The following is a 25,542-nucleotide window of genomic DNA, read 5'->3' on the forward strand; positions in this document are numbered from 1 at the left end:
CCGCAACGGAGAAAGCCAGGCGATGAGGCCCCTCGACTTCCTCGGCCGGATCAAGGTCAAGCTCGGCATCGTGATCGTGCTCGCCGTGGTCGCGGCGTTCGTCGTCAACGAGGTCGGCATCAACTCCGGCCTGTCCCGGGATCTCAGGATCGCGATCGCCGTCGTGCTCGCGCTGATCATGGTGCAGCTCCTCGCCCGCGGCATGACCCGGCCGCTGCGCGAGATGGCCGCCGCCGCGCAGACGATCGCCAAGGGCCGGTACGGCCTGCGGGTGACCGCGACGTCGCGGGACGAGGTGGGGGAGCTGGCGCGGGCGTTCAACGCCATGGCGGCCGACCTCGCCGAGGTCGACCGCCAGCGGCGCGAGTTGGTGGCCAACGTCAGCCACGAGCTGCGCACGCCGATCACCGGCCTGCAGGCCGTGCTGGAGAACGTGGTGGACGGCGTCAGCCCGCCCGACCTCGACACCCTGGGCACGGCCCTCGCCCAGACGCAGCGCCTCGGGCGACTGGTGGCCCAGCTCCTCGACCTGTCACGGCTCGACTCGGGGGCGCGGCTGATCGAGCCGGAGGAGCTGGACCTGGCGTCGCTGTGCCGCCAGGCCGCCTCGGAGGCGGCTCTCGCGCGCGACGACGTGACGGTGGTGAGCGCCGTCGCGCCGGGGACCGCGCTGTCGGCCGACGCGGCCCTGCTCGCCCAGGTGCTGGCCAACCTGCTCGACAACGCCGTACGGCACAGCCCGCCCGGCGGCACGGTCCGGGTGGAGGCGCGGGCCGCCGGGACGAACCTGGAGATCGGCGTCACCGATGAGGGCCCCGGCATTCCGCCGGCGGAGCGGGCCCGGGTGTTCGAGCGCTTCTCGCGCCTCGACGCCGGCCGGGCCGCCGACGCGGGCGGGGCCGGGCTCGGGCTCGCCATCGCCAAGGAGATCGTCGAGCTGCACGGCGGGTCGATCTCGGTGGCGGATCCGCTCCCCACCGTGAGACGGCCCGCGGGGAGAGGCCATGGGACGGCCCCGGGGTGCCGGATGGTCGTCACGCTGCCGCGTCAGAGTGAGCCGGTGGCGGGGGAGAGCGTGGACGGACCCGTCCACGCCGACGAACGAAGGGGGACCATGCACATCGAGGCGGGCGGAGGTCACACCGCGGGACGACACGACGGCGGCGTCGTCGGTGCACCCGCACCCGCACCCGCACCCGCGGGGAGCGGATCGGCCCGGGCCGGTGCCACGGCGGCCGAAGGGCCATCCGACGGCGAGGACGCGGGCGGCCACCTCCAGGAAGGAGCCCGTGGCGGCCGGTCGCGAGCCGAAGACGACGAGCACCCCGAGGCCGGCCACGCGGAGAGCCCGGAGACTCCCCGCATTGCCGGCGCGTCGTCGCCGCCCGGACGTGCCGAGGCCGGCCCCGCCGGCACAGAGGAACCCGGCACAGGGGAACCCGGCACAGAGCAACACGGCGCAGGGGAACCCGGCGCAGGGGAACGGGGTCCCTCCGGCGGCGGCGCGAATGACGGGGACGACGCCGGCGGCGACGAGCTACGCGGGCATCCGCGCCGGCCGGATCTCGTTCGAGCGGCGCACGCGGTTTCCCCGGTGAGCGGTGCGGGCCCGCAGCGGCGGGTGCCCGCCCCCCACACGCCGGCCTACAGTCGCACGGCCCATTCGGCGCGGGTGGCTCTGGGAGCGGGTGTGGGCATGGTCGCCGGCTGCTTCGTGAAGCTGTCCGCCGCGTTCTTCCTCGGCCTGTATCTCGGGGGAATCCTGAGCATCGGCGTGGTGCTGCTGTTCACCGCCATAGGGATGGTCGTGGGGGCCGCTCTCGGCTCGTCCTCGGCCCAGCGGTCCGGCGCGGCCGTGAACGTGCTCCGCCAGCCCGGGTACTCCGGTGCGGCCGTGCGCCCGCCGCTGTCCGCGGCGCCGGTGCCCGTGTCATCCGGTCCTGTGCCGTCCTCGTCAGGATCGCGGGCGCCTGTGCCGTCGGGGCCCGCGCCGTCCGGTCCTGTGTCGCCCGGTCCTGTCTTGTCCGAGCCTGTGCCGTCCTCGTCCGAACCACCGGCGCCTGTGCCGTCGGGGCCTGCTTCGTCCGGGCCCGCCTCGTCGGGGGCTGCCCGGTCGGGAGCTGCTTCGTCCGGGCCTGCCTCATCGGGGGCTGCCTGGTCGGGGGCTGCTTGGTCCGGGGTCGTACCGCCTCCGTCCGGGGCGTCCCTGCCCGCGCCGCCCGCCTACGTGCCGCCGCCGCTGTTCCCGCGGCCGGACCTGCCGGAGGCGCCCCGCTGGCTGCTGCCGGCCGCGGCGGCGGCCGGTCTGGTCGCCGCCGTCACCCTGCCGTACGCGTCGGCCGGGCTGGGCCTCGTGCTGACGGCGGTCGCGATGGGGGCGGCGGCGCTCCCCGCGGTGCTGCCGCTCCGGCGCGGCCGGGTCACCCCGTGGACCCTGGCCTTCGGCCTTCTGGCGTACGCGCTGGTCTCCGTGGCGCTCTTCCGTGACGCCGAATGGGTGGTCGGGCCGGTGCTGCTGGCCGCGTTCGGAGTGGGGTCCCTCGCGCTGTCGGGCGGTGGCCGGGGCTGGCTGGCCGTGCTCAGGGGAGGGGTCTCGGTCGCGTTCGCGGTGCTGCCGACGCCGTGGTTCCTGGCCGGGCCGGTGCGGACCCTGGCACGACGGAGGCGGATGCTGCCCACGCTGGTCAGCGCCGCCGTGACCGTCGTGCTGCTGGCCGTCTTCGGCCTGCTGTTCTCCTCCGCCGACGCGGTCTTCTCGGCCTTCCTCAGCGACCTGCTGCGGACGCCGGATTGGGCGCAGAGCCTGCCGTACCGGATCTTCGTGTTCTGCGTGTTCGCGGTGCTGGCCGTGGCGGCGGTGCTGGTGGGCCTGCGGCCGGTGGCCGAGCCCGCCGCGCCCGACCTGCGGATGTCCCTCGGCCGGCAGGTGTGGGTGATCCCGCTGGCCGGGCTGAACCTGCTGTTCGCGGCGTTCGTGACCGTGCAGATCACCGTGTTGTTCGGCGGAAGCCGCAGGGTGCTGTCGACGGCGGGGCTCACCTACGCGGAGTACGCGAGGTCGGGCTTCTTCGAACTCGTCACGGTCAGCCTCTTCGTGCTCGGCGTCGTGGCCGCAGCGGTGGCCCTGCTGCGCCTGCGCGGCCGGGCCGACCGCTGGCTGCTCGCCGTGCTGCTCGGCCTGCTGTGCGCGTTCACGCTGGTCATCCTCGCCTCGGCGCTGCATCGCATCGGCCTCTACACCGACGCGTACGGCCTGTCGCGGCTGCGGGCCTCGGTGGTGGCGACGATCTGGTGGCTCGGCGCGGTGTTCGTGCTGGTGCTGGCGGCCGGGGCGGTGCGATTGCTCGGCGGCGGCGCGTCCTGGTTCTTCCGGGGGCTCGTGCTGCTCACCGGGGTGTCGCTGCTGGCGTTCGGGGTCTGGAACCCCGACGCGCGGGTGGCCGAGACCCAGCTCACGATCCGGGGCGTCGAGCGGCTCGACCACGGCTATCTGGGCGACCTGGGGGCGGAGGCCGTGCCGATCCTGGACCGGCTGCCCGAACCGGACCGCAGCTGCGTGCTCAGCGACGTGATCGCGGTCAACGGCCTGCGCGAGCCGGACTCCTGGAACGGCTGGAACCTCGCCCGCGCCCGCGCCCGTGAGGTGCTGGAGCGCAGGCCCGTCGTGCGGCCCGACGACTGCCCCGGTTCGTCGCGTGTGCCCGGACCGTACGACTGATCTAATCGGGGACGTGACCTTCGATGTGCTGATCGGTGGCGGCCGTGTCGTGGACGGGACCGGAGCCCCCGCGTTCCGCGCCGACGTCGGCGTTCGCGGGGGCCGGGTCGAGGCCGTCGGCCGTCTCGACGCGGCCGGGGCGGCCACCCGGATCGACGCGGCGGGCAGATACGTGCTGCCGGGGCTCGTGGACTGCCACGCGCACGGCGACGCGGTCGTGTTCGACCCTCTCGTGCAGCACGCCGCGCTGCGGCAGGGGGTCACGACCTTCGTGCTCGGGCAGGACGGCCTGTCGTTCGCGCCCGCCACCACCCCGGCCGCCTTCGCGTACGCGAGCCGTTATTTCGCGGCGGTCAACGGCGCGCACCCGCACGTGGACGGGCCGGTGAGCGTCGCGGACCTGCTCGCCGGATACGACGGCAGGACCGCGCTCAACACCGTCTACCTGCTCCCGCACGCGACGATCCGGTTCGACGTGATGGGTCCCGCGGAGCGCGCCGCGGACGAGGACGAGACGCGGGCCATGCTCCGCAGGGTCGAGGCGGGCCTGTCCGAAGGGGCGGCCGGGCTGTCGTCGGGCCTGGAGTACGCCCCCGGCCGGTACGCCGACGCCGCCGAGCTGGCCGCGTTGTGCGCACCGCTGGGCGGCCTGCCGTACGTGACGCACATGCGTGCGTACGGCCCGTCCGCGGCGGTGGGGATGACGGAGGTCGTGGAGATCGCCCGGCGGTCCGGGGCGGCCGCGCACGTCTCGCATCTCCACGGCCCGGCCTCCACTCTGCTGCCGCTGGTCGAGGACGCCCGGCGGCAGGACGTCGACCTGACCTTCGACACCTATCCCTACCTGCGGTCCAGCACGATCCTGGCGATGGTGACGCTGCCGCCGTGGGTGCCCGCCGCCGACCCCGGCCGCGCCGTGGCGATGCTGTCCTCCGAGATGTCCTCCGAGCGCGATCGTCTCGCCGCGGAGTGGGCGGGACGCGACGACCTGTGGCCGCGCATCACGCTCTCGCACGCCCCCGGCTTCGAGTGGGCCGAGGGGATGACCCTGCCCGCCGCCGCGGCCGAGTACGGCGCCACCCCCGCCGAGTTCTGCCGGGTGCTGCTGGTGGAGACCCGGCTCCAGGCGGGCTGCGTGCAGGCGCGGCCCGACGAGGGCCCGGCGGGGGAGGAGTCGGTGCGCGCGGTCATGCGCGACCCCGGCCACACCGGCGGCTCCGACGGCATCTACGTGGGCGGCCATCCGCACCCGCGCGGCTTCGGCGCGTTCGCCCGTTACCTCGGCCGGCACGTGCGCGAGCTCGGCGACCTCACCTGGGAACAGGCCGCCGTGCATCTGGCCTCCCACCCGGCGCGCCGCTTCCGGCTGCCCGACCGCGGCCTCGTACGGCGTGGCCAGGTCGCGGACCTGATCGTCGTCGACCCGGCGACGGTGGCCGACACGGCGACCTACGAGGACCCCCGATCGCTCGCCGTGGGCGTGGACGACGTGCTCGTCGGCGGTGTGCCGGTGCTGCGCGGCGGCGCGCTCACCGGCGCCGCCCCCGGCCGCGCGCTGCGCCCCGCCTGAGAGCCCGAGCGGCCCGCGTCCGCCCCGGGAGCGCCGCCGGCCCGGCAGGCCCGCCCGGCCCCGCTGCCGCTGCCTGCCGCTGGGCCGGGCACCGGTGGTCACCGCGGATCGGCGCGGAACTGGTCCTGGTCGCCGGCGACGACCAGGCCGGACTCGTACGCGAAGACGACGGCCTGGGCGCGGTCGCGCAGGTCCAGCTTCGTCAGCAGGTTGCTCACGTGACTCTTGACCGTGTGCTCGGTGACCACCAGATCCGCGGCGATCTCGGCGTTGGACCGGCCGCGCGCGAGCAGCCGCAGCGTGTCCATCTCCCGGTCGGTCAGCTCGCCGAGCCGCTGCCGCAGCCGGGGCCGGGCACGTCCGCGCCCGACGAACTCGCCGATCAGGCGCCGGGTGATCGCGGGGGCCAGCAGTGACTCCCCCTCGGCGACCAGGCGGACGGCGCGTACGAGGTCGTCCCGCCGCACGTCCTTGAGCAGGAAGCCACTGGCCCCGGCGCGCAGGGCGTCGTAGACGTACTCGTCGACGTCGTACATCGTCAGGACCAGCACCTTCGCGTCGGTTCTGCGGCACACCTCCGCGGTGGCCTCGACGCCGTCCACGCCGGGCATCCGGATGTCCATGAGCACCACGTCCGGCTCCAGCTCGACCGCCCTGGCGACCGCCTCGGCGCCGTCGGCCGCCTCGCCGACCACGGTGATGTCGTCATGGGCGTCGAGAATCATCGCGAAGCCGCCGCGGAACAGGTCCTGGTCGTCGGCGACGAGTACGCGCAGCATGCCCGTCAGCCGATCGGCAGGGTCGCGGTGACGGTGAGACCCGGGTTCCCCGGCCGGACGGCGAGCCGTCCGCCGCACGCGGTGACCCGCTCCCGCATCCCGATCATGCCGTGTCCTTCCCTCAGCTCCCGTGCGCCCCGGCCGTCGTCGGCGACCTCGACGTCCAGGGCGTCACCGGACCAGCGGAGCCGTACGCGGACGGTGCTCGCCCCAGCATGCCGGATCGTGTTGGTCAGGGCCTCCTGGATGATCCGGTACGCGGCGATGTCCACGCCGGAGGAAAGGCGCCGTGGCTCGCCGCGCACGTCGGCGGCGACCGCCAGGCCCGCCCGGCGGGCGTTGTCCAGCAGGCCGGGCAGGGCGTCGAGCCCGGGCTGCGGCCCCCGGGCCGGAGCCGCACCGCCCGGCGCCTCGCTTCCGCGCAGCGCGCCGAGGATCAGGCGGAGCTGGCCGATCGCGTCCCGCCCGGCCTCCGCGATCGCCTCGAAGACCGCCTCGGCCTTCTCCGGGTGATCGCGCGCCACCAGCGGGCCGGTCTCCGCCTGGATCACCATGAGGCCGACCGAGTGGGTCACGATGTCGTGCATGTCGCGGGCGATCCGGGTGCGTTCGCGTGCGACCGCGGCGGCGCGTTCCTCGCGGATGCGGGCTTCGCGCTCCCGCTCGGCGTCCCGGGCGGCCCGCCGGGCCCGTGCGCCCACCCCGAGGGCGTACGCGGCGACGATCGCGGTGACGAGGTAGCGGTAGGTCTCCAGATTCTCGTGCGGGACGACGAGCGACGCGGCCACGCCGGCGGCGAGACCCGCGATCCCCCCGGCGCGCCGCGCCCGGGAGAGATCCGCCGCCGCGAACGTGTAGGTGCACACGAGCACGCCGTAGGGCAGCAGCAGCACCAGAGTCGCGGAGTGCGGCAGCGACTTCGCCGTGATCGCCAGGATCGTCGTGGCACAGCCCACGACCGCCCCGACGGGGAGGATGGCGCGGCGCCGCCACAGCACGGGCACCGACATCAGCACGGCGAGCGCCACGGCCCACCACGGCTGCCGGTGGGGGACGAGGACGGGCGTCACCGTCATCACGGTGACGACGGCGGCGATCGCGACGTCGGCCCTCGATGGACTGAGGATGCTCGCCCGCATGACCGGCTCCGGGAGGGTGTCGAAGGAAACCCGGCAAGACTATGCGCGCGGCATCCGCCGTCGCCTCCATCGCTCGGCTGATGGCCCTCTCACTCCTTCGAGTGATCCCGGTGTCACGACTGTCCGAGCGGTCCCGGTCCCCGCGACGGACACCCGGACCACTCCCGCCGGTGATGTGCGTCCGGGCCGGAGCCGGGAGGGTCGGGGCGGCTGGAGAAGGAGGCTGCACGATGAACTCACCGATTAGGCGTCTGGCCGTGGCGCTCGCCGCCACGGCGCTGTCGGCGACGCTGTTCCATTTCGGCACCGGGCTCACGCCGGTGCCCTGGCTCACCTGGCTCGCACCGCTGCCGGTGCTCGTCCTCGCCCACCGTGCCGGCGCTCGCGCCGCGTTCCTCGCGGCGTCGGCCGCGTGGCTCGGCGGTGAGACGACGATGTGGGGCTACTTCCTCGACACGGTGCGGATCCCGCCGCCGATGGTCGCGTCGATGCTCGTCGGGTCGGCGCTGCTGTTCGGGCTGGTCGTCCTGTTGTCACGGGCGCTGATGCTGAGGGGACGTCCGCTGACGGCCGCCGTCGTCGTGCCGGCGGCCTGGGCCGCCCTCGAGTACGCGGTCTCGGCGCTGTCTCCGAACGGGGCATGGTGGAGCCTGGCCTACACCCAGGCCGACGTCCTTCCGGTTCTGCAGACCGCCTCGGTCACCGGACCGTGGGGCATCACGTTCCTGATCCTCGGGGTGCCCGCGGCCGCCGCCGTGCTCGTCGCACCGCTCCCCGCAGCACCGGGGGCGGCCGGGCGGCTGCGGGTGGCAGGGCGGCTGCGGGTGGCGGTCACCGCCGTGATCGTCCTGGCTCTGGCGGCGGGGCACGGCGCCTGGCGGCTGAGCGCGCCGTACGGCGAGGGCTCGGAGAAGGTGGCGCTGCTCGCCATCGACCGGGACGGCTGGGTCCCGGTCGCATCGGCGGAGGGACGTGCCCTCCTCGGGCGGTACGCGGCGCGGATCCCGGGTCTCGCCGCGCAGGGCGCGCGGGTCGTGGTCATGCCGGAGAAGGTCTTCCTCGCCGACGACGCGACGCTGCCCGTGCTGACGGCGCCGCTGGCGCGGCTCGCCGCCGATCACCACGTCGACATCGTCGTCGGGCTGGTCCTCGAGCGGTCCGGCGGCCTCCGCAACGCGGCGCTCGACTTCCCCGCCGACGGGAGCCGGCCGGTCGAGTACTTCAAGCACCACCTCATCCCCGGACTCGAAGACGACTTCCGGCCCGGAAGCCGTAAGGCGTTCGTGCCCGGCTCGGGCTCCCGCTGGGCGATCGCGATCTGTTTCGACCTGGACCTGCCCGGCCTGGTGCGCGACTACCGCGGAAGCGGCGCCACGACGCTGTTCGTGCCCGCTTGGGACTTCGATCGGGACCGCTGGCTGCACGGGAGGATGGCGGTCACCCGGGGCGTCGAGACCGGGCTCACCGTGGCGCGCGCGGCGCGCGACGGCGATCTGGTCGTGAGCGACGCCTATGGCCGCATCCGGGCCGAGGCGCACAGCGCGGACGCGCCGTTCGCGTCCGTCCTCACCACGCTGCCCACCCTCTCGGCCGACACGCTCTACACGAGGTTCGGCGACTGGTTCGCCTGGGCGTGCGCGCTCCTGGTGTCGCTCGCACTCGTGTCCCTGGCCCGCACGCGACCTGGCCGGCAAGGGGGTGCGGCAGGCGCCCGGCGTGCGCCGGTCGCCGCCGCGGCGGAGCACTTGCCGCCTACGCCTGCTCGATGAGGACCTGGCGCAGCGTGACGGCGAAGTTGTCCGGGTCGCCCGGCATGCCGTAGGTGTCGTCGAGGAACCCGCCGTGGTTGCTGGGGAAGAGCACGGGCTTGCCGCCGAGCCGTTCGGCGATCACGGTGGCCGCGCGGCCGGCCAGCTGCCCCTCCGACTCGACGCCGGCGCCGAGGACGATTCGGGTCGGGGCCGCGCGCAGCGCCTCGAAGTCGGGCTCGTAGTGCGTGCAGGTGATCAGGTTCTGCGCGAACAGCACGTCGTCCCGCGACCCGTCGTCCTCCGCCGGCAGCCCGAACTCGGCCGGGCTCGGCCGGGGCTGGTCGGCGAAGTCCGCCGGGATCTCGCCCTGGTGGCTCACGATCGCGGTGAACTTCATCATCGCCGGGCCGAAGCCCTCCCGGTCGTACGTCCGCCGGATGTCGGCCACGGCGGCCAGCGCCTGCTCCCGGTCCGGCAGCACCCGGACGGTCGGGGGCTCGTGCGCCACGAGCGTGCGCACCTGCTCCGGATGCCGGGCCACCAGCGCGAGCCCGTTCACGGCGCCTCCGCTGCTGGCGAAGATGTCCACCGGCCCTCCGCCGACCGCGTCGATCAGCCGGTGCAGGTCGTCGGCGTGCAGCTCGGGCGTCGACTCCGCGGCGTCGCCGGTCCGCGTGCTCCGCCCGCTGCCGCGCGGGTCGTAGGTGACCACCGTACGGTCCGGGAAGTGCCGCGCCAGGGCGGCGAATCCGGTGGCGTCCATCGGCGATCCGATCAGCAGCAGAACCGGCTCCGTGGTCCCCTCGGCCTCCCGCACGTCGTAGTGCAGAACGCAGCCGGGCACCTCGAGGGTGTGGGTCTTGGGCTCGGTCATGGGTGGTTCCTCCTCGATACGGGTGATCTGCCTACTCGATCCGCTTGCTTGATCCGCCTGCGGAGCGTGAAGCCGCCGGCGCGGGAGATGGGCCCGGCCGGACTCTCCTGTGACGGCCAGCACACCTTATATCGAACATGTCATCGAATGCTGGCCGCCTCGCGGACCCATGGTCACAGGGCCGTACGCGCCTGTTCCACGTGCCGGGCGATGCCCCGGGCCCCGCTCGCCTTCGCGAGGTCGGCCGCCTCGTCGAGCAGCCCGAGGGCGTGGTCCCTGCGGCCCTCCGCGGCGGCGATGTAGGCCAGTCCGACCAGGTTGGCGGCGACACCCGGCAGGAAACCGATCTCCCGGCGCAGCCGCACCGACTCCTCCAGCCGCTCCCGCGCAGCCTCCAGCCGCCCGGCCCCGTGCTCGGCGATGCCCAGATGCCGGAGCGCGTAGGACATCGTCAGCGTGTCACCGGCCGCGGCGGCGAGCTCGTGCGACCGCCGCAACGCAACCCCGGCCGCCTCGTCGTCGTGCCGCACGACCTGGTGGAAACAGCCGACCCAGAAGAGCGCCTCGCCCTCGCCGCGTACGTCGCCGAGCCGCCGGTAGAGGCCGGCGGCCCGCTCGAACAGCTCGAGCTCTCGGGGGTCCTCCTCGCGGTCCTCCAGGAACCGCGCGTGGGCGACCCGGCCGCGGGCCAGGGCGAGGTCGGCCTCCACCGCGTCCAACCCCCGTTCGGCCTCGGGCAGGCCCGAGGGGTCGCCGCCGAAGACGGCCTGCTCATAGAGAGCGCCGGCCCGTGCGAGTCGTGGATCCTCGCTCATCTCGGTCCCATCCGTGATCGTCGCGGAACTCGTGTGCACTGCCGGACCGCACTGTAGTGATCCCCTACGACGATTCGGCGCGTTCCCGCTCGTGCGGCGCTGCTCCGCGAGGCGCGGAGTCCGCCACCGCGGGCGCGGTCCAGTACGATCCACGAGGTGATCTGAACCGGGACAGCGAGGGGGCGGCGTGGGTTTCGCGGACGGCCTCCCGGAGCACGCCCCGCGGCACTCCCCGGAGCACTCCTACGAGCACTCCTTCGATCACTCCGAGCAGGACACGGCGCGGCCACCGGCGCTCCCGGAGATCGTCGTCGACGCGCGTACGCGCGGTTTCCTGTGGCCGGGCGAGCCGATCGGCGGACGGAATTTCGCCGCGGCGCGGCACTCCCTGTTCGACGGCTCGTTCACCTGGCCGGTCATGGTGGCGAGGCGTTCGGCCCTCGACCACAACATCGCGACGCTCGCCGCCTTCGCCGACCGGCACGGGCTCGCCTTCGCGCCGCACGCCAAGACCACGATGTCGCCCCAGCTCGTCCGGGCCCAGCTCGACGCCGGCGCCTGGGGGGTCACCGCCGCCACGGCGAGCCAGGTGCTCGTCCACCGCTCCTTCGGCGTTCCCCGGGTGCTGCTGGCCAACGAGATCCTCGACCGGGGCGCGCTGCGCCTGCTGGCCGGCGAGATCGGCCGCTTCGAGTTCCTCTGCTACGCCGACTCCGTCGAGGGTGTGCGCGCGCTCGACGAGACGGCCGGCGAGGTGCCGTTCCGGGTGCTCGTCGAGCTGGGCCACCCCGGCGGCAGGACCGGCTGCCGAGGTCACGACGCGCTGCTCGAGGTGGCCGGGGCGGTGCGCGAGGCCCGGGGGACCGAGCTCGCCGGTGTCGCCGGATACGAGGGCACCCTGCGGACGGCCGACGAGGTCCGCGCGTACCTGCGTGACATGGCGCGCGCGGCGCGGGCACTGGCGCCGCTGGTGGCCGGTCCCCTGGTGGTCTCCGCCGGGGGAAGCTCGTGGTTCGACCTGGTGGCCGAGGAGCTCGCGCCGCTGACCGCGGAGCTCGGCGCGACCGTGGTGCTGCGCAGCGGCGCCTACATCGCGCACGACGACGGCTTCTACCGCGAGACCACGCCGTACAACCGGGTGGCGGGCGAACTGCGGCCGGCGCTGGAGGTCTGGGCCCAGGTCCTGTCCGTGCCGGAGCCCGGCCTCGTGCTGGTCGGCATGGGCAAGCGGGACGTGCCGTACGACCTGCACCTGCCGTCCCCGAAGGCCGTGCGGCGCGGCGAGGGCGAGGAGCCGGCCGAGCCGCTGACCGGGGTGACGGTCGTCAAGCTGTGGGACCAGCACGCCCATCTCAGCGGCGAAGCCGGGCTGCGCCCGGGAGACCTGGTGTCGTTCGGGCTCTCCCATCCGTGCACGGCCTTCGACAAGTGGCGCGTCATCCCCGTGGTGGACGACGACGACGTCGTGATTGATTTGATCAATACGTATTTCTGATCTTCCGGAGCGGTGACGATGGCTGGCAAGCAGGAGATCCGTACGGCCGAGGGCGCCCCGCCGATCGGGCCGTACTCGCAGGGCGTGGTGGTCGGCGACTTCCTCTACACCTCCGGGATGGGCCCGCTCGACCCCGCGACCGGTGAGGTCGTGGGCGACGACGTGGCGGCCCAGACGCACCGGACCATGCGCAACCTGGGGGCCGTGCTGGAGGCCCACGGCCTGACGTTCGACGACGTGGTGAAGGCGACGGTCCACCTGCAGAACCTGAAGGAGGACTTCGCCGCGTTCAACGAGGTCTACCAGACCTACTTCACCCGGCCCTACCCGGTGCGCACCACCGTGGGCTCCGATCTCCTGGACATCCTCGTCGAGATCGACTTCGTGGCGTACACGGGCCGCTGACGATGGACAGCGCCCTGTACGTCTTCGTCGAGGACCTGCGCGCGGAGGGCGTGCGCGGGCTGCTCGACCGGGCCTCGGCGTACGGCGTGCGAGGCGTCGCGGTGGCCGCGGCCTACCACCAGGCCAGGGACGTGACCCCGCACGGTGCCTCGCGGCTGACGCTGCGCCGTGACGGCGTCCACTTCCCCCCGCCGGACGACCTGTTCGGCGGGCTGCGCCTGGCCCCGCCCGTGCAACCGGGGGCGGAGGACCGGCCACTCGACGAGCTGCGCCGCGCCTGCGCGGACCGGGGGATGCGGCTGCACGGCTGGACGGTGTTCCTGCGCAACGCCACGCTCGGCCTGGCCTGCCCGGACGTGACCGTGGAGAACTGCTTCGGCGACCACGGCTCCCCGGCCGACCTGTGCCCCTCGCATCCCGATGTGCGGGCGTACGCGGTGGCGCTGGCCCGGGCCGTCGCGCGGCAGGGGGTGGACACGGTCGTCGCGGAGTCGCTGCACTTCGGGCCCTTCACCTGCGAGCGGTGCCTCGTGGCGCTCGGCCCGATGGACGCCTTCCTGTTCGGCCTGTGCTTCTGCGCCCACTGCATGCGCCGGGCCGCCGACCTCGGGGTGAACGCCGAGGTGGCCAGGCAGGAGTGCGCCAGGATCGTGGCGGGCGTGCTCGACGGCGATCCTCCCGCGGAGGGCGAGGTCACGCGGGCGGCGCTGACGGCTTATGCCGGCCCCGAGGCGGTGGCGTACGCGCGGGCCCGCTCCGAGAGCGTCACGTCGCTGGTCGGCGAGGTCGCGGCGGCCGTGACGGCCGAAGGCGCACGGCTGACGTTCACGGACGCGACGGGCGCGGTCAAGGGCCAGACCCATGGACTGCCCTCGGCCGGGCTGGCCGCGCACGACTCCTGGCAACTCGGGATCGACCTGGTGGCGCTTGGCGATCTGGTCCCGTCGTTCGCGGTCCTCGGCTACGCCAGGGACCCCGTCCGGGTGGCCGACGACGTCGCGGCCTACCGCCGGTCCGTGGGCAAGAACCCCGAGTTGAGGGTCGTGCTGCGCCCCGGCGCCCCGGACACCGACTCCGCCGACCGGCTGGCGGCCAAGGTCCGCGCCGCCCGTACGGCGGGGGCCGGGGCCGTCGACTTCTCCGCGTACGGCCTGGCGCCCTTCGACGCGCTCGGCCGCATCACCGAGGCGCTCGCCTGACCCGACGTCACCGGGCGCCCGCCCGAACCCGTCGCGGGCGCGGAGCGTCCGGCCTGCCGCCGTGCCGCGCCGTGCGGATCACCGGTCCGAGCCCACTGACGGGGGTGTGACCAGGGCGTCCGCGAGGACGGCCAGGCCGGCCGCGACCCGGGCGGCGTCGCACTCCCGCAGCACGGCGGTGACGTGCTCGGCCGCGAGCGGGGCGAGCAGCGCGTGGGCGAGGTAGTCGGCGTCGGCGTCCGGTCGCGCCTCGGCCAGCAGGATCGCCAGGTGGCGGTGCCAGAAACGGTAGGCGCCGATGCGATAGCGGGCGCCCGGGCTCGCGGTCTCCGAGACGCGCAGCAGGTCGAGGTGCCCGAAGAGATAGCCGGCGTAGGCCGCCACGAACGCGCGCACCCGATCGGCGGGCGAGGCGCCGGGCCCCAGCGGTGGCGGCCCGGACAGGATGCGCCCCTGCAGTTCCCGTTCCTTGTCGTCGAGCAGGGCCGCCACGAGTCCCGACTTGTCCCCGAACCGGCGGAACAGCGTGCCCTTGCCCACTCCGGCCTCCGCCGCCACCGCGTCCATCGAGACCGCTTCGACTCCGTGCTCGCGGAACAACTTCGCCGCCGCCTCCAGCACCCGTAGCCGGTTGCGGGCCGCGTCCGCGCGCTCGCGGGGCGGGTCCGCCATCAGGGAGGTGAGGTCTCTTGACGAACCGGACTGCGGTCCGGTAATTTCCGGGTTGTTCACGCAAACGGACTGTAGTCCAGTTATTTGGAGGACGCAATGACCGCTCTCATCGGCAGGGACGAGCTCAAGGCCGCGATCGACGCGGGCGCCGTCACCGTCGTCGACGCGCTCGGCGGCGACTACTACGCCCGGCAGCACCTTCCGGGCGCGATCCCGCTGACGGAGTCCGAGGTCGCCGATCGGGCCGCGGAACTGCTGCCGGACAAGAACGCCCCGATCGTCACCTACTGCTCGAACCCGGCCTGCTCCAACAGCCAGGCCGTGGCCAACCGGCTGACCGCGCTCGGGTACACCGACGTGCGCAAGTACCGGGAGGGCATCCAGGACTGGGTCGAGGCCGGGCTGCCGGTCGAGTCGCTGACCACGGCGTCCTGACCACGGCGTCCTGACCACGGCGTCCTGACCACGGGGATCGCTCAGGCGGAGCCCCGGACGACGAGTTCGGTCGGGAGGATCACGGGGTCCGCCGGGCCGCCCCGGAACAACCCCAGCAGCAGCCGGACCATCGCGGCGGCCTGCTCGATGATCGGGTGCCTGATCGTGGTCAGCGGGGGCTCGGTGTAGCGGGCCGCCTCGATGTCGTCGAACCCGACGACCGCCACGTCGTCCGGCACCCGGCGGCCCGCCTGACGCAGGGTCTGCAGCGCTCCGATGGCCATGAGGTCGTTGGCGACGAAGACGGCGTCCAGGTTCGGGTCGTCCTGCAGCAGATGACGCATCGCGACGGCGCCGGACTCCCGGGTGAAGTCGCCGACGGCGACGATCGACCGGCGGTCGGACTCGCGCAGCGCGTCACGGTAGCCCGTGAGCCGGTCCTGACCGCCGATCATGTCCTGCGGCCCGGCGATCGTGGCGATGCGCCGCCGCCCGCTGTCCAGCAGGTGGCGCACCGCCTTCACCGCGCCGCCCACGTTGTCGTTGTCCACGTACGGCAGGGGAACCGGCACCGCCGGCCTGCCGTACGAGACGGCGGGGACGCCCATCCGCGCGATGGCGGCGGGCAGCGGGTCGGCGCCGTGCATCGAGATCAGCATGACCCCGTCGACGTGGCCGCTGGCGATGTAGCGCTCGATCCTCGCGTGGCTCTGGGCCGAGCCGCCGAGCATCAGCACGACCTGCCGGTCGGCGGCCTCGAGCTCCAGGCTGGCCGAGCGGATGACGGTGGAGAACATCGGGTCCTCGGAGAAGACCCTGGTCGGCGGCTCCGACACGACCAGTGCGATCGAGTCGGTCCGCTGGGTGACGAGGCTGCGCGCCGCCGAGTTGGGCACGTAGCCCAGCTCGTCCACGGCGCGCATCACGGCATCCCGGATCTGCGGCGTCACCGTCATCTGCCCGTTGACGACCCGGGAGACGGTGGCGCGGGACACCCCTGCCCGCGCCGCGACCGCCTCCAGAGTGGGTCGTTTCATTCATGCCCCCTTTGTGGTGCCTGACAGATCAAGCGTTCGTCAGGCACTCCCCAGCCCATTGCGTGCGATGACGTCTCGATACCACAGCGCGCTGTCCTTGGGAACGCGTCGCTGGGTCTCGAAGTCGATGTACACGATGCCGAACCTCTTGTGGTAGCCGTAGGCCCACTCGAAGTTGTCCAGGAGAGACCATACGAGATAACCCCTCAGGTCCGCTCCCGCGGCGATCGCGGCGTGCGCCGCCCGCAGGTGTCCGTCGAGGTAGCCGATCCGGTCCTCGTCGTGCACCCGGTCGCCGTCGGGCCGGTCGTCGAAGGCCGCGCCGTTCTCCGTGACGAGCAGCCCGACCTCGGGGTAGTCGCGCGACAGCCGTACGAGCAGGGTCTCCAGGCCGGACGGCTCGATGGGCCAGTCCATCGCGGTCGTCGGGCCGGTCGGCGGCTCGAACCGGACGCCCTCGGTGCCGGGGAAGGCGGGGTTGGCCGGCTCGCCCGGCCGGGCCGACACGAAGGACGGGTTGTAGTAGTTGATGCCGAGCAGGTCGATCGGCTGGTGGATGACCGCCAGGTCGCCGTCGCCGATGTGGTCGAGACCGCCGTGGCGCGCGGCGATCTCCAGCACCTCCTCCGGGTAGCGCCCCCGCAGCGCGGGGTCGAGGAACTGCCGGTTCATCAGCGCGTCCACCCGGGCGGCCTCCTCCAGGCCGTCGTCCGTCTGGATGATCGGCGCGAGGTTGAGGGTGAGCGCGATCTCGGCGGCCCCGGCCGCGCGCAGGGACTGCGCCGCCAGCCCGTGGCCGAGCAGCAGGTGGTGGGCCGCGCGGAACGCGGCCGCCGGGTCGCGCCTGCCCGGAGCGTGGACGCCGGAGCAGTAGCCGAGGAAGGCGGCCACCCAGGGCTCGTTCAGCGTGGTCCACGTGCGGACGCGGTCGCCGAGCCGCTCGTGCACGACGGCGGCGTAGTCGGCGAAACGCTGAGCCGTGTCCCGTACGGCCCAGCCGCCGGCGTCCTCCAGCGCCTGCGGCAGGTCCCAGTGGTAGAGCGTCGGGTAGGGCGTGATGTCGTGGGCGAGCAACTCGTCCACCAACCGGTCGTAGAAGCCGAGGCCGGCGGCGTTGACCCGGCCCGCCCCGGTGGGCAGGATCCGGGGCCAGGCCACCGAGAACCGGTACGCCGCCAGGCCCAGACCGGCCATGAGCCGGACGTCGTCGGCGTACCGGTGGTAGTGGTCGCAGGCGACGTCGCCGGTGTGGCCGTCGGCCACGTTGCCCGGGACCTTCGAGAACGTGTCCCAGATCGAGGGGCCCCTGCCGTCCTCGGCGGCGGCGCCCTCGATTTGGTAGGACGCCGTGGCGGCGCCCCAGACGAAGCCGTCAGGGAAGACCAACTTGGACGATCCGGTCCCCCGAGTGGTGATGGTCTCCGCGGTCAACCCTTCACAGCTCCCTGCATGATTCCTCCGATGATCTGTTTGCCGAGCAGGACGAAGATGAGCACCAGCGGCAGCGTCGCCACCGCCGTGCCCGTGAGGCCGAGCGTGAAGTCCCGCACGTAGCCGCTGGCGAGCTGCGACAGCGCGACCTGCACGGTTGGATTGTCGGGGGTGAGGACGACCAATGGCCAGAAGTAATCATTCCAGGCCGTCATGAACGTGAGCATTCCGAGCACCGCCGCCGCCGGCCGGGCGGCCGGGAGCACGACGTGCCAGAACAGCCGGGCCGTGCTGCACCCGTCGATCCGGCCGGCCTCCAGCAGCTCGGTGGGCAGCGCGCGGCTCAGGTACTGCGTCATGAAGAACACGCCGAACGCGTTGACCAGCGCAGGGACGATGACGGCGTACATCGTGCCGGTCCACTCCAGCTTGATCATCAGCATGTAGAGCGGGATGATGCCGAGCTGCGTGGGGACCATCATCGTCACGACGGTCATCAGCAGGAGCGCGTTGCGCCCGCGGAAGCGCAGCTTGGCGAACGCGAAGCCGGCCAGCGTGGAGAAGAACATCACCGACACCGTGATCGTCCCCGCGACCACGAACGAGTTGAGCAGCGCCAGCGCGAACGGCGCGGTGTCGAAGACCCGCTGCACGTTGGCGAAGAAGTTGCCGCCGGGCAGCAGCGGCGGCGGCACCTCGGCCAGCGCCGCGTTGTCGTGCGAGGCGACGATCACACTCCAGTAGACCGGGAACGCCGAGAAGAACGCCACCGCCACGAGGGTGAGATAGGTGAGCGGATGCCCGCGTAGCGCCCTAAACATCGAGGCCTCCCCGCATGCGCCGGACGACGAGATAGTTGAATCCCACGACCACCACCACGAGGAGGAACATCATCCACGCCGCCGCCGAGGCGTAGCCGAACTCGAAGCTGCGGAAGCCCTTCTCGTACAGATAGAGGGCGAGGGTCTGGAACTGGCGGTCGGTGCCGCCGGTGGCCGCCGCGCCGTTGCTGACCTGCGCGCCGAACAGCAGCGGCTCGGCGATGATCTGCATCGACCCGATCGTGGTGACGATGACCGTGAAGATGACGGTCGGCCGGATCATCGGGAGCGTGATGCCCCACAGCTGTTTGAAGCTGGACGCGCCGTCGAGGGTGGCCGCCTCGTAGATCTCCTTGGGCACGGCCTGCATGGCGGCGAGGTAGATCAGCGCGTTGTAGCCGGCCCACCGCCACATGATCATGACGGCGATGGCGACGTGCGAGCTGGCCACCCCCGCCTGCCAGTTGATCCGGCCGAACCCGAGCCAGTCGAGCACCATGTTGATCAGGCCGAAGTCGCGCCCGAAGAGCTGGCTGAAGATGACCACCACGGCCACGACGCTGGTCACGTTGGGCAGCAGGAGCGTGATGCGGAACAGCGTCTGCGCCCGCAGCGGCCGGTTCAGCAGGTGCGCGAGGACGAGCGCGAGCAGCAGCTGCGGCACCGCCGACAGGACGCCGATCGACAGCGTGTTGAACGCCGCGTTCCAGAAGTAGCCGTCGGCGAACAGCGCGGTGTAGTTGTCCAGGCCGATGAACGGGTTGTCGCTGCTCAGCAGGTTCCAGTCGTGCAGCGACACCCAGGCCGTGTAGATGAGCGGGAAGATGCCGAAGGCGGCGAAGAGCAGGAAGAACGGCGCGACGTACGCGTACGGCGAGGCCTGCCGGTCCAGCCGGTGCAGCCGGGAGCGCCGGCCTGCCGCCGTCTTCGGGGGTGCGGGCGTGTGCGAGGCGGCCGGAGGGCCGCCGGGGGAGGGCGTCACGGTCCGCACGGACCCGCCCGGGGGTGTTGCCATGGAAGATCCTCCTCGGGGAGGGCAGACACGACCGGAACAGGGCCCCGGGCGGGTTCGCCGGGGGCCCTGCCGGCGACGGACTACTTGATCGCTTCCAGGTCCTTGAGGACCTGGGCCCACGCCTCGTCGGGCGACTGCTTGCCCTGCTCGACCCGGCCGATGCCGTTGCCGATGGCCGTGCGCACGTCGCCCTCGCGGGGGCCGAGGTGCTGCGGCTTGAGGTTCTTCGCGGCGTCGGAGTAGATCTTGCCGACGGGGGCGTCGTTGAAGAAGTCCTTCGTGAAGTTCTGGATGTCGGGCTGGTCGTACAGCGAGGGGATCGACGGGAAGTTGCCGATCGCCTTGAACACCGCGGCCTGGTTCTGCGCCGAGGTCAGGAACTCGATCAGCTCGGCGGCCTCCTTGGGGTGCTTGCTCTGCTTGGGCACCGTGAGGTGGGAGCCGCCGGAGTTGCCCGCGCCGCCGGGGACGGTGGCGATGTCCCACTTGCCGGCCGAGTCCTTGGCCTGGTCCTGGATGTAGGCGGTCATCCACGCGGGGCAGATCACGGTCGCGAACGAGCCCTTGGCGAAGCCGGTGTTCCACTCGGGCGTGAAGGCGCCGATCTTGGCGGACAGGCCGGCGTCGATCATCTGGATCGACAGGTCCCATGCCTTCTTCACGTCGGGGTTGGTGGCGACGACGATGTTGTCCTGCGCGTCGTACACGCCGACCGGGGCCTGGGCGATGATGGCGCGGAAGATCTCGCCGGGGCTGTCGAAGAACTTGGCGTCCTTGGGCGCCTTGGCGGCGAACTTCCTGCCGGTCTCGATGTACTGCTCCCAGGTGGGCCACAGGGCCGACACCTCGTCGCGCTTGCCCGGCAGGCCGGCCTTCTCGAACAGGTCGGTCCGGTAGCACATGGCCAGGCCGCCGACGTCGGTGCCGAGGCCGAGGAGCGCGCCATTGGGGGCCAGGCCCTGCTGCCACTTCCAGTCGAGGTACTCGCCCTGGCGCTTGTCGAGGCCGTACTGCTTGAGGTCGGTGAACTTGTCGGGCTGGGAGGTGAACTGGCTGATGTAGCCCACCTCGATCGCCTCGACGTCCGCGGCGCCCGCCCCGGTGGCCAGGTGCGCGGCGAGGTTCGTGTGGTGGTCGGCGAACGCCGCCTGGCGCTCCTCGATCTCGACGTTCGGGTGCGTCTTCTTGAACTCCTCGTACAGCGGCTTGAAGCCGAAGTCGCCGAAGAGGCCGACGCTGAGTTTGACCTTCTCGGTGGACTGGCCGCCGCCGGTCCCGGTGCCGGATCCGCCTCCGCCGCACGCCGTGAGCGTGAGCAGGGAGGCGGCGAGCATGGGGGCGACGAACCGGACGGCCCGGCGGCCCGGATGGGGAGTGCCCATGAACCCTCCTTGGGTCCCGCATATAAAATCGATCTTGAAGAGAGCGCTCTCGCATAAGAGTGGGAGTCGGCTGTGGGGCCGTCAAGGGATGGATCAGTAACGATTCCCGTTATCTCCGGATGGCAAAGCCGCTGGTGAGAGCGCTCCCACGGCTATTCGCGCAGCGTGCCGGGGTCCCGTCGCGGGCATGCGGGAGGCGCCGCGGGGCCGCGGATCGGCCGCCGGGTCGTCGGCCGAGCACGAGAAGAGAGCGTTCTCTTGACCTTCGTGAAACTTTCTCTCCGCGTTGACAAGGGGTTGCATCCCGCTTAGCGTCAGCGGCGCTGAGAGCGCTTCCAGCGTTGCTGCCGGATCACGGGCCGGCAGGAGTTCCGCCTTCCGCAGTCGTTGACCCCCAGCGGAGGTCGCACATGCCACTCCGTCCCGTCAGGACCCTCGGCCTCGCCGTCCTGACCGCCCTCACTCTGTCCCTGCCCGCTCTGCCCGCCGGCGCCGCCACGGTTCCCGTCGGCGCCGGCGGCTACACCACCGACCTGCCCGCCGGAGCCAGTGGGCCCGCCAACTCCAACGGCGCTCCGGTCACGCCCAAGGTCACCTCGAACGTCACCCGCAAGGTGCCCACCAACGACTGGTGGTCGTCGCTCGCCTTCCAGCGGTACGCGGGGAACCCCTACTCCGAGAACATGTACGGCCACCCGCTGACCTTCCACGCGGTGGCCGGCGGGCTCGAGGTCGGCTACCCGACCACGCCGTTGATCAGCTCGGACGGCCGGCAGTACGAGTTCCCGCACGCCCGCGACCTCACGCTCGGCGTGTCCGGCCTGAACTCGCCCGACACCAAGGTGGACGACTGGTCCGACTGGACCGTCACGCCGTACTGGTCCGACGGCGCGCGGTCGCTGAAGGCGACCATCGGGCACGGCCTGCCGTACGTCTACGCGACGCCGACCGGCGGCGACGCCCGGGTCGCGTTCGTGGCCACGCCCACGGTCTGGGCCGACCGGGGCAACGTCCTCGGCGTCACCGTGAACGGCCACCACTACGGGATCTTCGGGCCGTCCGGCACCGACTGGAGCCTCAGCGGCACGGTCGCGACCGACGCGCTCGGCGGGAAGAACTACTTCTCGGTCGCCGCGCTGCCCGACGCGTCCGCCCCGGCGCTCGACCTGTTCGCGAAGTACGCCTTCAGCTTCGTCACCGGCACGAGGGTGACCTGGTCGTACGACGAGGCGTCGGCCCGGCTCACCACCACCTACACCGCGACCACCTCGGCCAAGGAGGGCACGCAGACCGGCACGCTGCTGGCGCTCTACCGCCACCAGTGGCTGGCCACGAGCAGCCCGCTGACGTCGTACACCTACGTCTCGCCGCGCGGCACGATGAAGCTGCGCGAGGGCACGTCGTTCAGCACCGTGCAGACGTTCCACGGCGTGCTGCCGTCGCTGCCCGACCTCGGCGCGTACGACAGGACCAGGCTCGGAAGCTACGTCAGGCAGGAGGCGAACGCGGCCGACCCGTGGAAGGGCGCGACCGACACCTACTGGACCGGCAAGGCCCTCGGCCGGCTGGCCCAGCTCGTGCCGATCGCCGACCAGCTCGGCGACACCGCGTCCCGCGACAAGCTGCTCGGCCTGCTGAAGGGTGAGCTGGAGAGCTGGTTCACGGCCGGGGGAGCCGAGCAGTTCCGCTACGACGCCACGTGGGGCGTGCTCACCGGCTACCCGGCCTCGTACGGCAGCGACACCGAGGTCAACGACCACCACTTCCACTACGGCTACTACCTGATGGCCGCCGCGACCGTGGCGAGGTACGACTCGTCCTGGGCGGCGAGCTGGGCGCCGATGGCCACGCTCCTGGCCGCCGACGCGAACAACGGGGACAGGTCGGAGACCCGGTTCCCGTTCCTGCGCAACTTCGACCCGTACGCCGGCAACGGCTGGGCGTCGGGGCACCAGGGGTTCGCGGCGGGCAACAACGAGGAGTCGTCGTCGGAGGCGATGAACTTCGCGACCGGGGCGATACTCCTCGGCGCGGCGACGGGTGACACCGCCCTGCGCGACCTCGGCGTCTACCTCTACACGACCCAGTCGTCGGCGATCGCGCAGTACTGGTTCGACAAGGACGACGCGGTCTTCCCGGCCGGGTTCGGGCACGACACGGCCGGCATGGTCTGGGGCTCCGGCGCGGCGTACTCGACCTGGTGGACGGCCAACCCCGAGGAGATCCACGGGATCAACATGCTGCCGGTCACCGGCGGGTCGCTCTACCACGGGCTTTACCAGGCCGACGTGAGGCAGAACCTGTCCGAGATGGAGGCGAACAACGGCGGCCCGGCCGTCGAGTGGAGGGACGTCGTCTGGCAGTTCCGGGCGCTCGCCGACCCGGCCGCGGCGAAGAGCGCGTGGGACGCCGGATACCCGGCGCTGACGCCCGAGTCCGGTGAGTCGCTGGCGCACACCTACCACTGGATCTACAACCTGGCCAGGATGGGCACGGTCGACCCCGGGGTGACGGCCGACAGCCCGACCGCCGCCGTCTTCGTGAGCGGGTCCATTCGGACGTACGTCGCGCACAACTTCGGCACGTCGGCCAGGGCGGTGAGGTTCTCCGACGGCACCGCCCTGACCGTGCCGGCCCGGTCCACGGCGACCAGCGCGGGCGGGTCCACCTCGCCGTCCCCCTCGCCGTCTCCGTCCCCCTCGCCCTCGCCGTCTCCGTCACCCTCGCCGTCTCCGTCACCCTCGCCGTCCCCGTCGCCTTCCCCTTCGGGATCCCCGTCGCCCGCTCCGGGCGGGGTGGACGCCCGCTCGACCATCCAGGCCGAGGCGTACCAGGCGCAGAGCGGCACGCAGACGGAGACGACGCAGGACGTCGGCGGCGGGCAGAACGTCGGCTACATCGGCAACGGCGACTGGCTGCGCTACGACGACGTCGACTTCGGGCCGACGGCGGCGCGGCAGTTCAGGGCCAGGGTCGCCTCCGGCGCGGCGGGCGGCGTGAGCGGGCTCGTACAGGTGCGGCTCGACAGCCCGGCGGCGACCCCGATCGGCGACTTCGCCGTCGGCGACACCGGCGGCTGGCAGAGCTGGACGACGATTCCCGCGAACATCACGGGCGTCACCGGCCGCCACACCGTCTACCTCACCTTCAGCAGCGGCCAGCCGGCCGACTTCGTCAACCTCAACTGGTTCACGTTCGCCACATCCTGACGGACGACGACCGCGCCGGGGTGGCACGCAGGCGTGCCACCCCGGCGACGGCTCTCAGCCGGTCGCACGTCTCAGGCTCTCGCGGTACCGCTGAGGGCTCACGCCGTGTTCCCGCTTGAAGGCCGAGCTCAGCGCGAAGGCGGTGCCGTACCCCACCCGGCGGGCCACCGCCTCCAGCGTCGCGTCCGTCTCACGCAGCAGGTCGGCCGCCTGCGCCAGCCTTAGCCCGGTCAGGTAGGCCATCGGCGGCTCGCCGACGAGTCTCCCGAACCGCTGCGCCAGCGCGGCGCGGGAGACCCCCGCCCGGCCCGCCAGCTCGGCGACCGTCCAGGGATGGGCCGGGTCGGCGTGCAGCATCCGCAGCGCGGGCCCCACCACCGGGTCGCCGTGCGCGCGGTACCAGCCCGGGGCCCGCGCGTCCGGTCGGGAGAACCAGGTCCGCAGCACGGCGATCAGCAGCAGGTCGAGCAGGCGGTCGAGCACCACCTCCTGACCCGGCTCGTCCTTGACGATCTCGAGGCCGAGCAGTGTGACCAGGGAGCCGTCCCAGGAGTCGGCGCGCAGCACCAGCAGGGCCGGCAGCGCCGCCAGCAGCCGATGGGTGACCGCGCCGCGCATCTGATAGGTGCCGATGAGCATCACGGCCGAACCGTCCGGGTCGTTGCCCCAGTTGCGCGTGCCCAGGTCCATCTCCGCCGACATGGCGCGGCCGTCCGGCGTGGTGCAGACCTGCCCGGGGTGGATCACGACCTGCGGCGCGGTCGCGGGGTCGTCGGCGACCGTGTAGTGGCCGGGCCCGCGCACGACCGCCACGTCGCCGGGCCCCACCCGTACGGCCCGGTCCCCGTCCGGGGTGATCCACGCCCGGTCGCGCACCATCGCGACCAGGCACAGCGGCGCCTCGTCCTGGATCCGCACCGACCAGGGCGGGCTGAGCGTCGCCCGCAGCAGGAACGCCCCGCGCGCCCGGGGCCCGTCCAGGAGATCGGCCAGCGCGTCCATGCCGGGAATCGTAGACGCCCGGATATGCGGCCGAGATTCTCGACGATGTCGCCCGGAGCGGTCCGCCGATTGACTGATCACCATGATGTACCTCCTCGCCGCCGCCTCCGCCGCCCTGTCCACGCTCATGACCGCCACGATGGCGGGCACGTTCTTCGGGTTCTCGGTGGGCGTCATGCCGGGACTGAACGCGGTGCCCGCCTCCTCGGCGATCGATGCGATGAACGCGATCAACGTCAAGATCCAGAACCCGGTGTTCCTGGCGGCGTTCGTCCTCGCCCCGGTCGCCGCCGCCGGGGCGGGGGCCTTCCTGCTGGCCACGCCCCACTCCGGCGCGGCCTGGCCGTTCTTCGCCGCGGCCGCGGTCTACGCGGCCGGCGTGATCCTGACGACGGCCGCGGTGAACGTGCCGATGAACGACGCCCTGGCCGCCGCGGCGGCCCACGGCGACCTGGCCGAGACCGCCGCCCGGCTCTGGTCGGACTACTCGTCCCGGTGGACCGCCTGGAACACCTGGCGGGCCGTGGCCGGCGGGGTGAGCCTGCTGCTCATGGGTTACGGCGCCTACCGCTGGGGCCGGGGCTCCTGACCAACCTGATGCATCCCGTTTACGGGTATTTGGACCGAAAGTCCCACGGTTGCGGGACTTCGGGATGACCGCGGTGTGCCGTACGGCTCCTGTGGCAGGGCCGGTGATCGCGGTTTGCTTGACGTGTCAAAGAGAGACGAAAAAGTGGAAAGGGGCCGGTCATGGCCACCATCGAGAGGCGCACCCAGAGGACTCACCTCAACG

General features: G+C 72.7%; 20 protein-coding genes. 9 read left to right on the forward strand and 11 right to left on the reverse strand.

Annotated elements, in window-relative coordinates; genetic code table 11:
• Positions 1-22 precede the first annotated feature (22 nt).
• Together AAH991_RS33940 and AAH991_RS33945 are read left to right on the forward strand one after the other, a co-directional pair.
• A complete protein-coding gene (locus AAH991_RS33940; protein WP_346230020.1) occupies positions 23-3,718 on the forward strand; it encodes a DUF4153 domain-containing protein in 3,696 nt (1,231 codons plus the stop codon).
• A 13-nt stretch (positions 3,719-3,731) separates the two neighbouring features.
• On the forward strand, positions 3,732-5,288 hold the full coding sequence (locus AAH991_RS33945) for an N-acyl-D-amino-acid deacylase family protein (protein ID WP_346230021.1): 1,557 nt from the start codon (positions 3,732-3,734) through the stop codon (positions 5,286-5,288).
• Positions 5,289-5,386: 98 nt separating this feature from the next.
• On the opposite strand, the gene AAH991_RS33950 is transcribed toward AAH991_RS33945, so the two are convergent.
• Both AAH991_RS33950 and AAH991_RS33955 read right to left on the reverse strand, forming a co-directional pair.
• Positions 5,387-6,067 carry a response regulator gene (locus tag AAH991_RS33950; protein ID WP_346230022.1) on the reverse strand — a complete coding sequence of 227 codons (681 nt, stop codon included), beginning with the start codon at positions 6,065-6,067 and terminating at the stop codon, positions 5,387-5,389.
• Positions 6,068-6,072: 5 nt separating this feature from the next.
• Complete coding sequence (locus AAH991_RS33955; RefSeq protein WP_346230023.1) at positions 6,073-7,206, reverse strand: sensor histidine kinase; 1,134 nt, start codon at positions 7,204-7,206, stop codon at positions 6,073-6,075.
• A gap of 230 nt (positions 7,207-7,436) precedes the next feature.
• Between AAH991_RS33955 and AAH991_RS33960 the strand changes: the two genes are divergently transcribed.
• Positions 7,437-8,975 carry a nitrilase-related carbon-nitrogen hydrolase gene (locus tag AAH991_RS33960; RefSeq protein ID WP_346230024.1) on the forward strand — a complete coding sequence of 513 codons (1,539 nt, stop codon included), beginning with the start codon at positions 7,437-7,439 and terminating at the stop codon, positions 8,973-8,975.
• On the opposite strand, the gene AAH991_RS33965 is transcribed toward AAH991_RS33960, so the two are convergent.
• Both AAH991_RS33965 and AAH991_RS33970 read right to left on the reverse strand, forming a co-directional pair.
• Complete coding sequence (locus tag AAH991_RS33965) at positions 8,959-9,831, reverse strand: alpha/beta fold hydrolase (protein ID WP_346230025.1); 873 nt, start codon at positions 9,829-9,831, stop codon at positions 8,959-8,961. The two genes, AAH991_RS33960 and AAH991_RS33965, sit on opposite strands and share 17 nt — an antisense overlap.
• A 173-nt stretch (positions 9,832-10,004) precedes the next feature.
• Complete coding sequence (locus tag AAH991_RS33970) at positions 10,005-10,646, reverse strand: hypothetical protein (protein ID WP_346230026.1); 642 nt, start codon at positions 10,644-10,646, stop codon at positions 10,005-10,007.
• 334 nt (positions 10,647-10,980) lie between these two features.
• On the opposite strand from AAH991_RS33970, the gene AAH991_RS33975 reads away from it, so the two are divergent.
• Genes AAH991_RS33975 through AAH991_RS33985 form a run of 3 tightly spaced genes read left to right on the forward strand, consistent with a single transcriptional unit; the run spans position 10,981 to position 13,745 of the window.
• Positions 10,981-12,141 carry a type III PLP-dependent enzyme domain-containing protein gene (locus AAH991_RS33975; RefSeq protein WP_346230039.1) on the forward strand — a complete coding sequence of 387 codons (1,161 nt, stop codon included), beginning with the start codon at positions 10,981-10,983 and terminating at the stop codon, positions 12,139-12,141.
• Positions 12,142-12,159: 18 nt separating this feature from the next.
• Positions 12,160-12,546 (forward strand): Rid family detoxifying hydrolase, encoded by a 387-nt coding sequence (locus AAH991_RS33980; protein WP_346230027.1) that lies wholly within the window; start codon positions 12,160-12,162, stop codon positions 12,544-12,546.
• Positions 12,547-12,548: 2 nt separating this feature from the next.
• Positions 12,549-13,745: a hypothetical protein gene (locus AAH991_RS33985; RefSeq protein ID WP_346230028.1), complete on the forward strand. Its 1,197-nt coding sequence runs from the start codon at positions 12,549-12,551 to the stop codon at positions 13,743-13,745.
• A gap of 78 nt (positions 13,746-13,823) precedes the next feature.
• Here AAH991_RS33985 and AAH991_RS33990 read toward each other — a convergent pair whose 3' ends face one another.
• On the reverse strand, positions 13,824-14,477 hold the full coding sequence (locus AAH991_RS33990; protein WP_346230029.1) for a TetR/AcrR family transcriptional regulator: 654 nt from the start codon (positions 14,475-14,477) through the stop codon (positions 13,824-13,826).
• 36 nt (positions 14,478-14,513) lie between these two features.
• Between AAH991_RS33990 and AAH991_RS33995 the strand changes: the two genes are divergently transcribed.
• Positions 14,514-14,852, forward strand: a complete 339-nt coding sequence (locus AAH991_RS33995; RefSeq protein WP_346230030.1) for a rhodanese-like domain-containing protein — start codon at positions 14,514-14,516, stop codon at positions 14,850-14,852.
• A 41-nt stretch (positions 14,853-14,893) separates the two neighbouring features.
• Here the strand turns inward: AAH991_RS33995 and AAH991_RS34000 are convergent, their stop codons facing one another.
• The 5 genes from AAH991_RS34000 to AAH991_RS34020 form a co-directional block, all read right to left on the reverse strand.
• Positions 14,894-15,889, reverse strand: a complete 996-nt coding sequence (locus tag AAH991_RS34000; protein WP_346230031.1) for a LacI family DNA-binding transcriptional regulator — start codon at positions 15,887-15,889, stop codon at positions 14,894-14,896.
• A gap of 39 nt (positions 15,890-15,928) precedes the next feature.
• Complete coding sequence (locus tag AAH991_RS34005) at positions 15,929-17,320, reverse strand: GH1 family beta-glucosidase (RefSeq protein ID WP_346230032.1); 1,392 nt, start codon at positions 17,318-17,320, stop codon at positions 15,929-15,931.
• Positions 17,317-18,141, reverse strand: a complete 825-nt coding sequence (locus tag AAH991_RS34010; RefSeq protein WP_346230033.1) for a carbohydrate ABC transporter permease — start codon at positions 18,139-18,141, stop codon at positions 17,317-17,319. Before AAH991_RS34010 ends, AAH991_RS34005 begins: the two co-directional genes overlap by 4 nt.
• Positions 18,134-19,156, reverse strand: coding sequence for a carbohydrate ABC transporter permease (locus AAH991_RS34015; RefSeq protein WP_346230034.1), 1,023 nt, complete (start codon positions 19,154-19,156; stop codon positions 18,134-18,136). Before AAH991_RS34015 ends, AAH991_RS34010 begins: the two co-directional genes overlap by 8 nt.
• Positions 19,157-19,236: 80 nt before the next feature.
• The gene (locus AAH991_RS34020; protein ID WP_346230035.1) at positions 19,237-20,538 is read right to left on the reverse strand and encodes an ABC transporter substrate-binding protein; all 1,302 of its coding nucleotides are present in this window, start codon (positions 20,536-20,538) and stop codon (positions 19,237-19,239) included.
• Positions 20,539-20,948: 410 nt separating this feature from the next.
• On the opposite strand from AAH991_RS34020, the gene AAH991_RS34025 reads away from it, so the two are divergent.
• Positions 20,949-23,747, forward strand: a complete 2,799-nt coding sequence (locus AAH991_RS34025) for a glycosyl hydrolase (protein WP_346230036.1) — start codon at positions 20,949-20,951, stop codon at positions 23,745-23,747.
• A gap of 54 nt (positions 23,748-23,801) precedes the next feature.
• Here AAH991_RS34025 and AAH991_RS34030 read toward each other — a convergent pair whose 3' ends face one another.
• Positions 23,802-24,749, reverse strand: a complete 948-nt coding sequence (locus AAH991_RS34030) for an AraC family transcriptional regulator (protein ID WP_346230037.1) — start codon at positions 24,747-24,749, stop codon at positions 23,802-23,804.
• A gap of 82 nt (positions 24,750-24,831) precedes the next feature.
• Here AAH991_RS34030 and AAH991_RS34035 point away from each other — a divergent pair, with 82 nt between their 5' ends.
• Positions 24,832-25,338, forward strand: a complete 507-nt coding sequence (locus AAH991_RS34035) for an anthrone oxygenase family protein (protein ID WP_346230038.1) — start codon at positions 24,832-24,834, stop codon at positions 25,336-25,338.
• Positions 25,339-25,542 lie beyond the last annotated feature (204 nt).

The organism is Microbispora sp. ZYX-F-249 (genome assembly GCF_039649665.1).
Classification (GTDB): domain Bacteria; phylum Actinomycetota; class Actinomycetes; order Streptosporangiales; family Streptosporangiaceae; genus Microbispora; species Microbispora maris.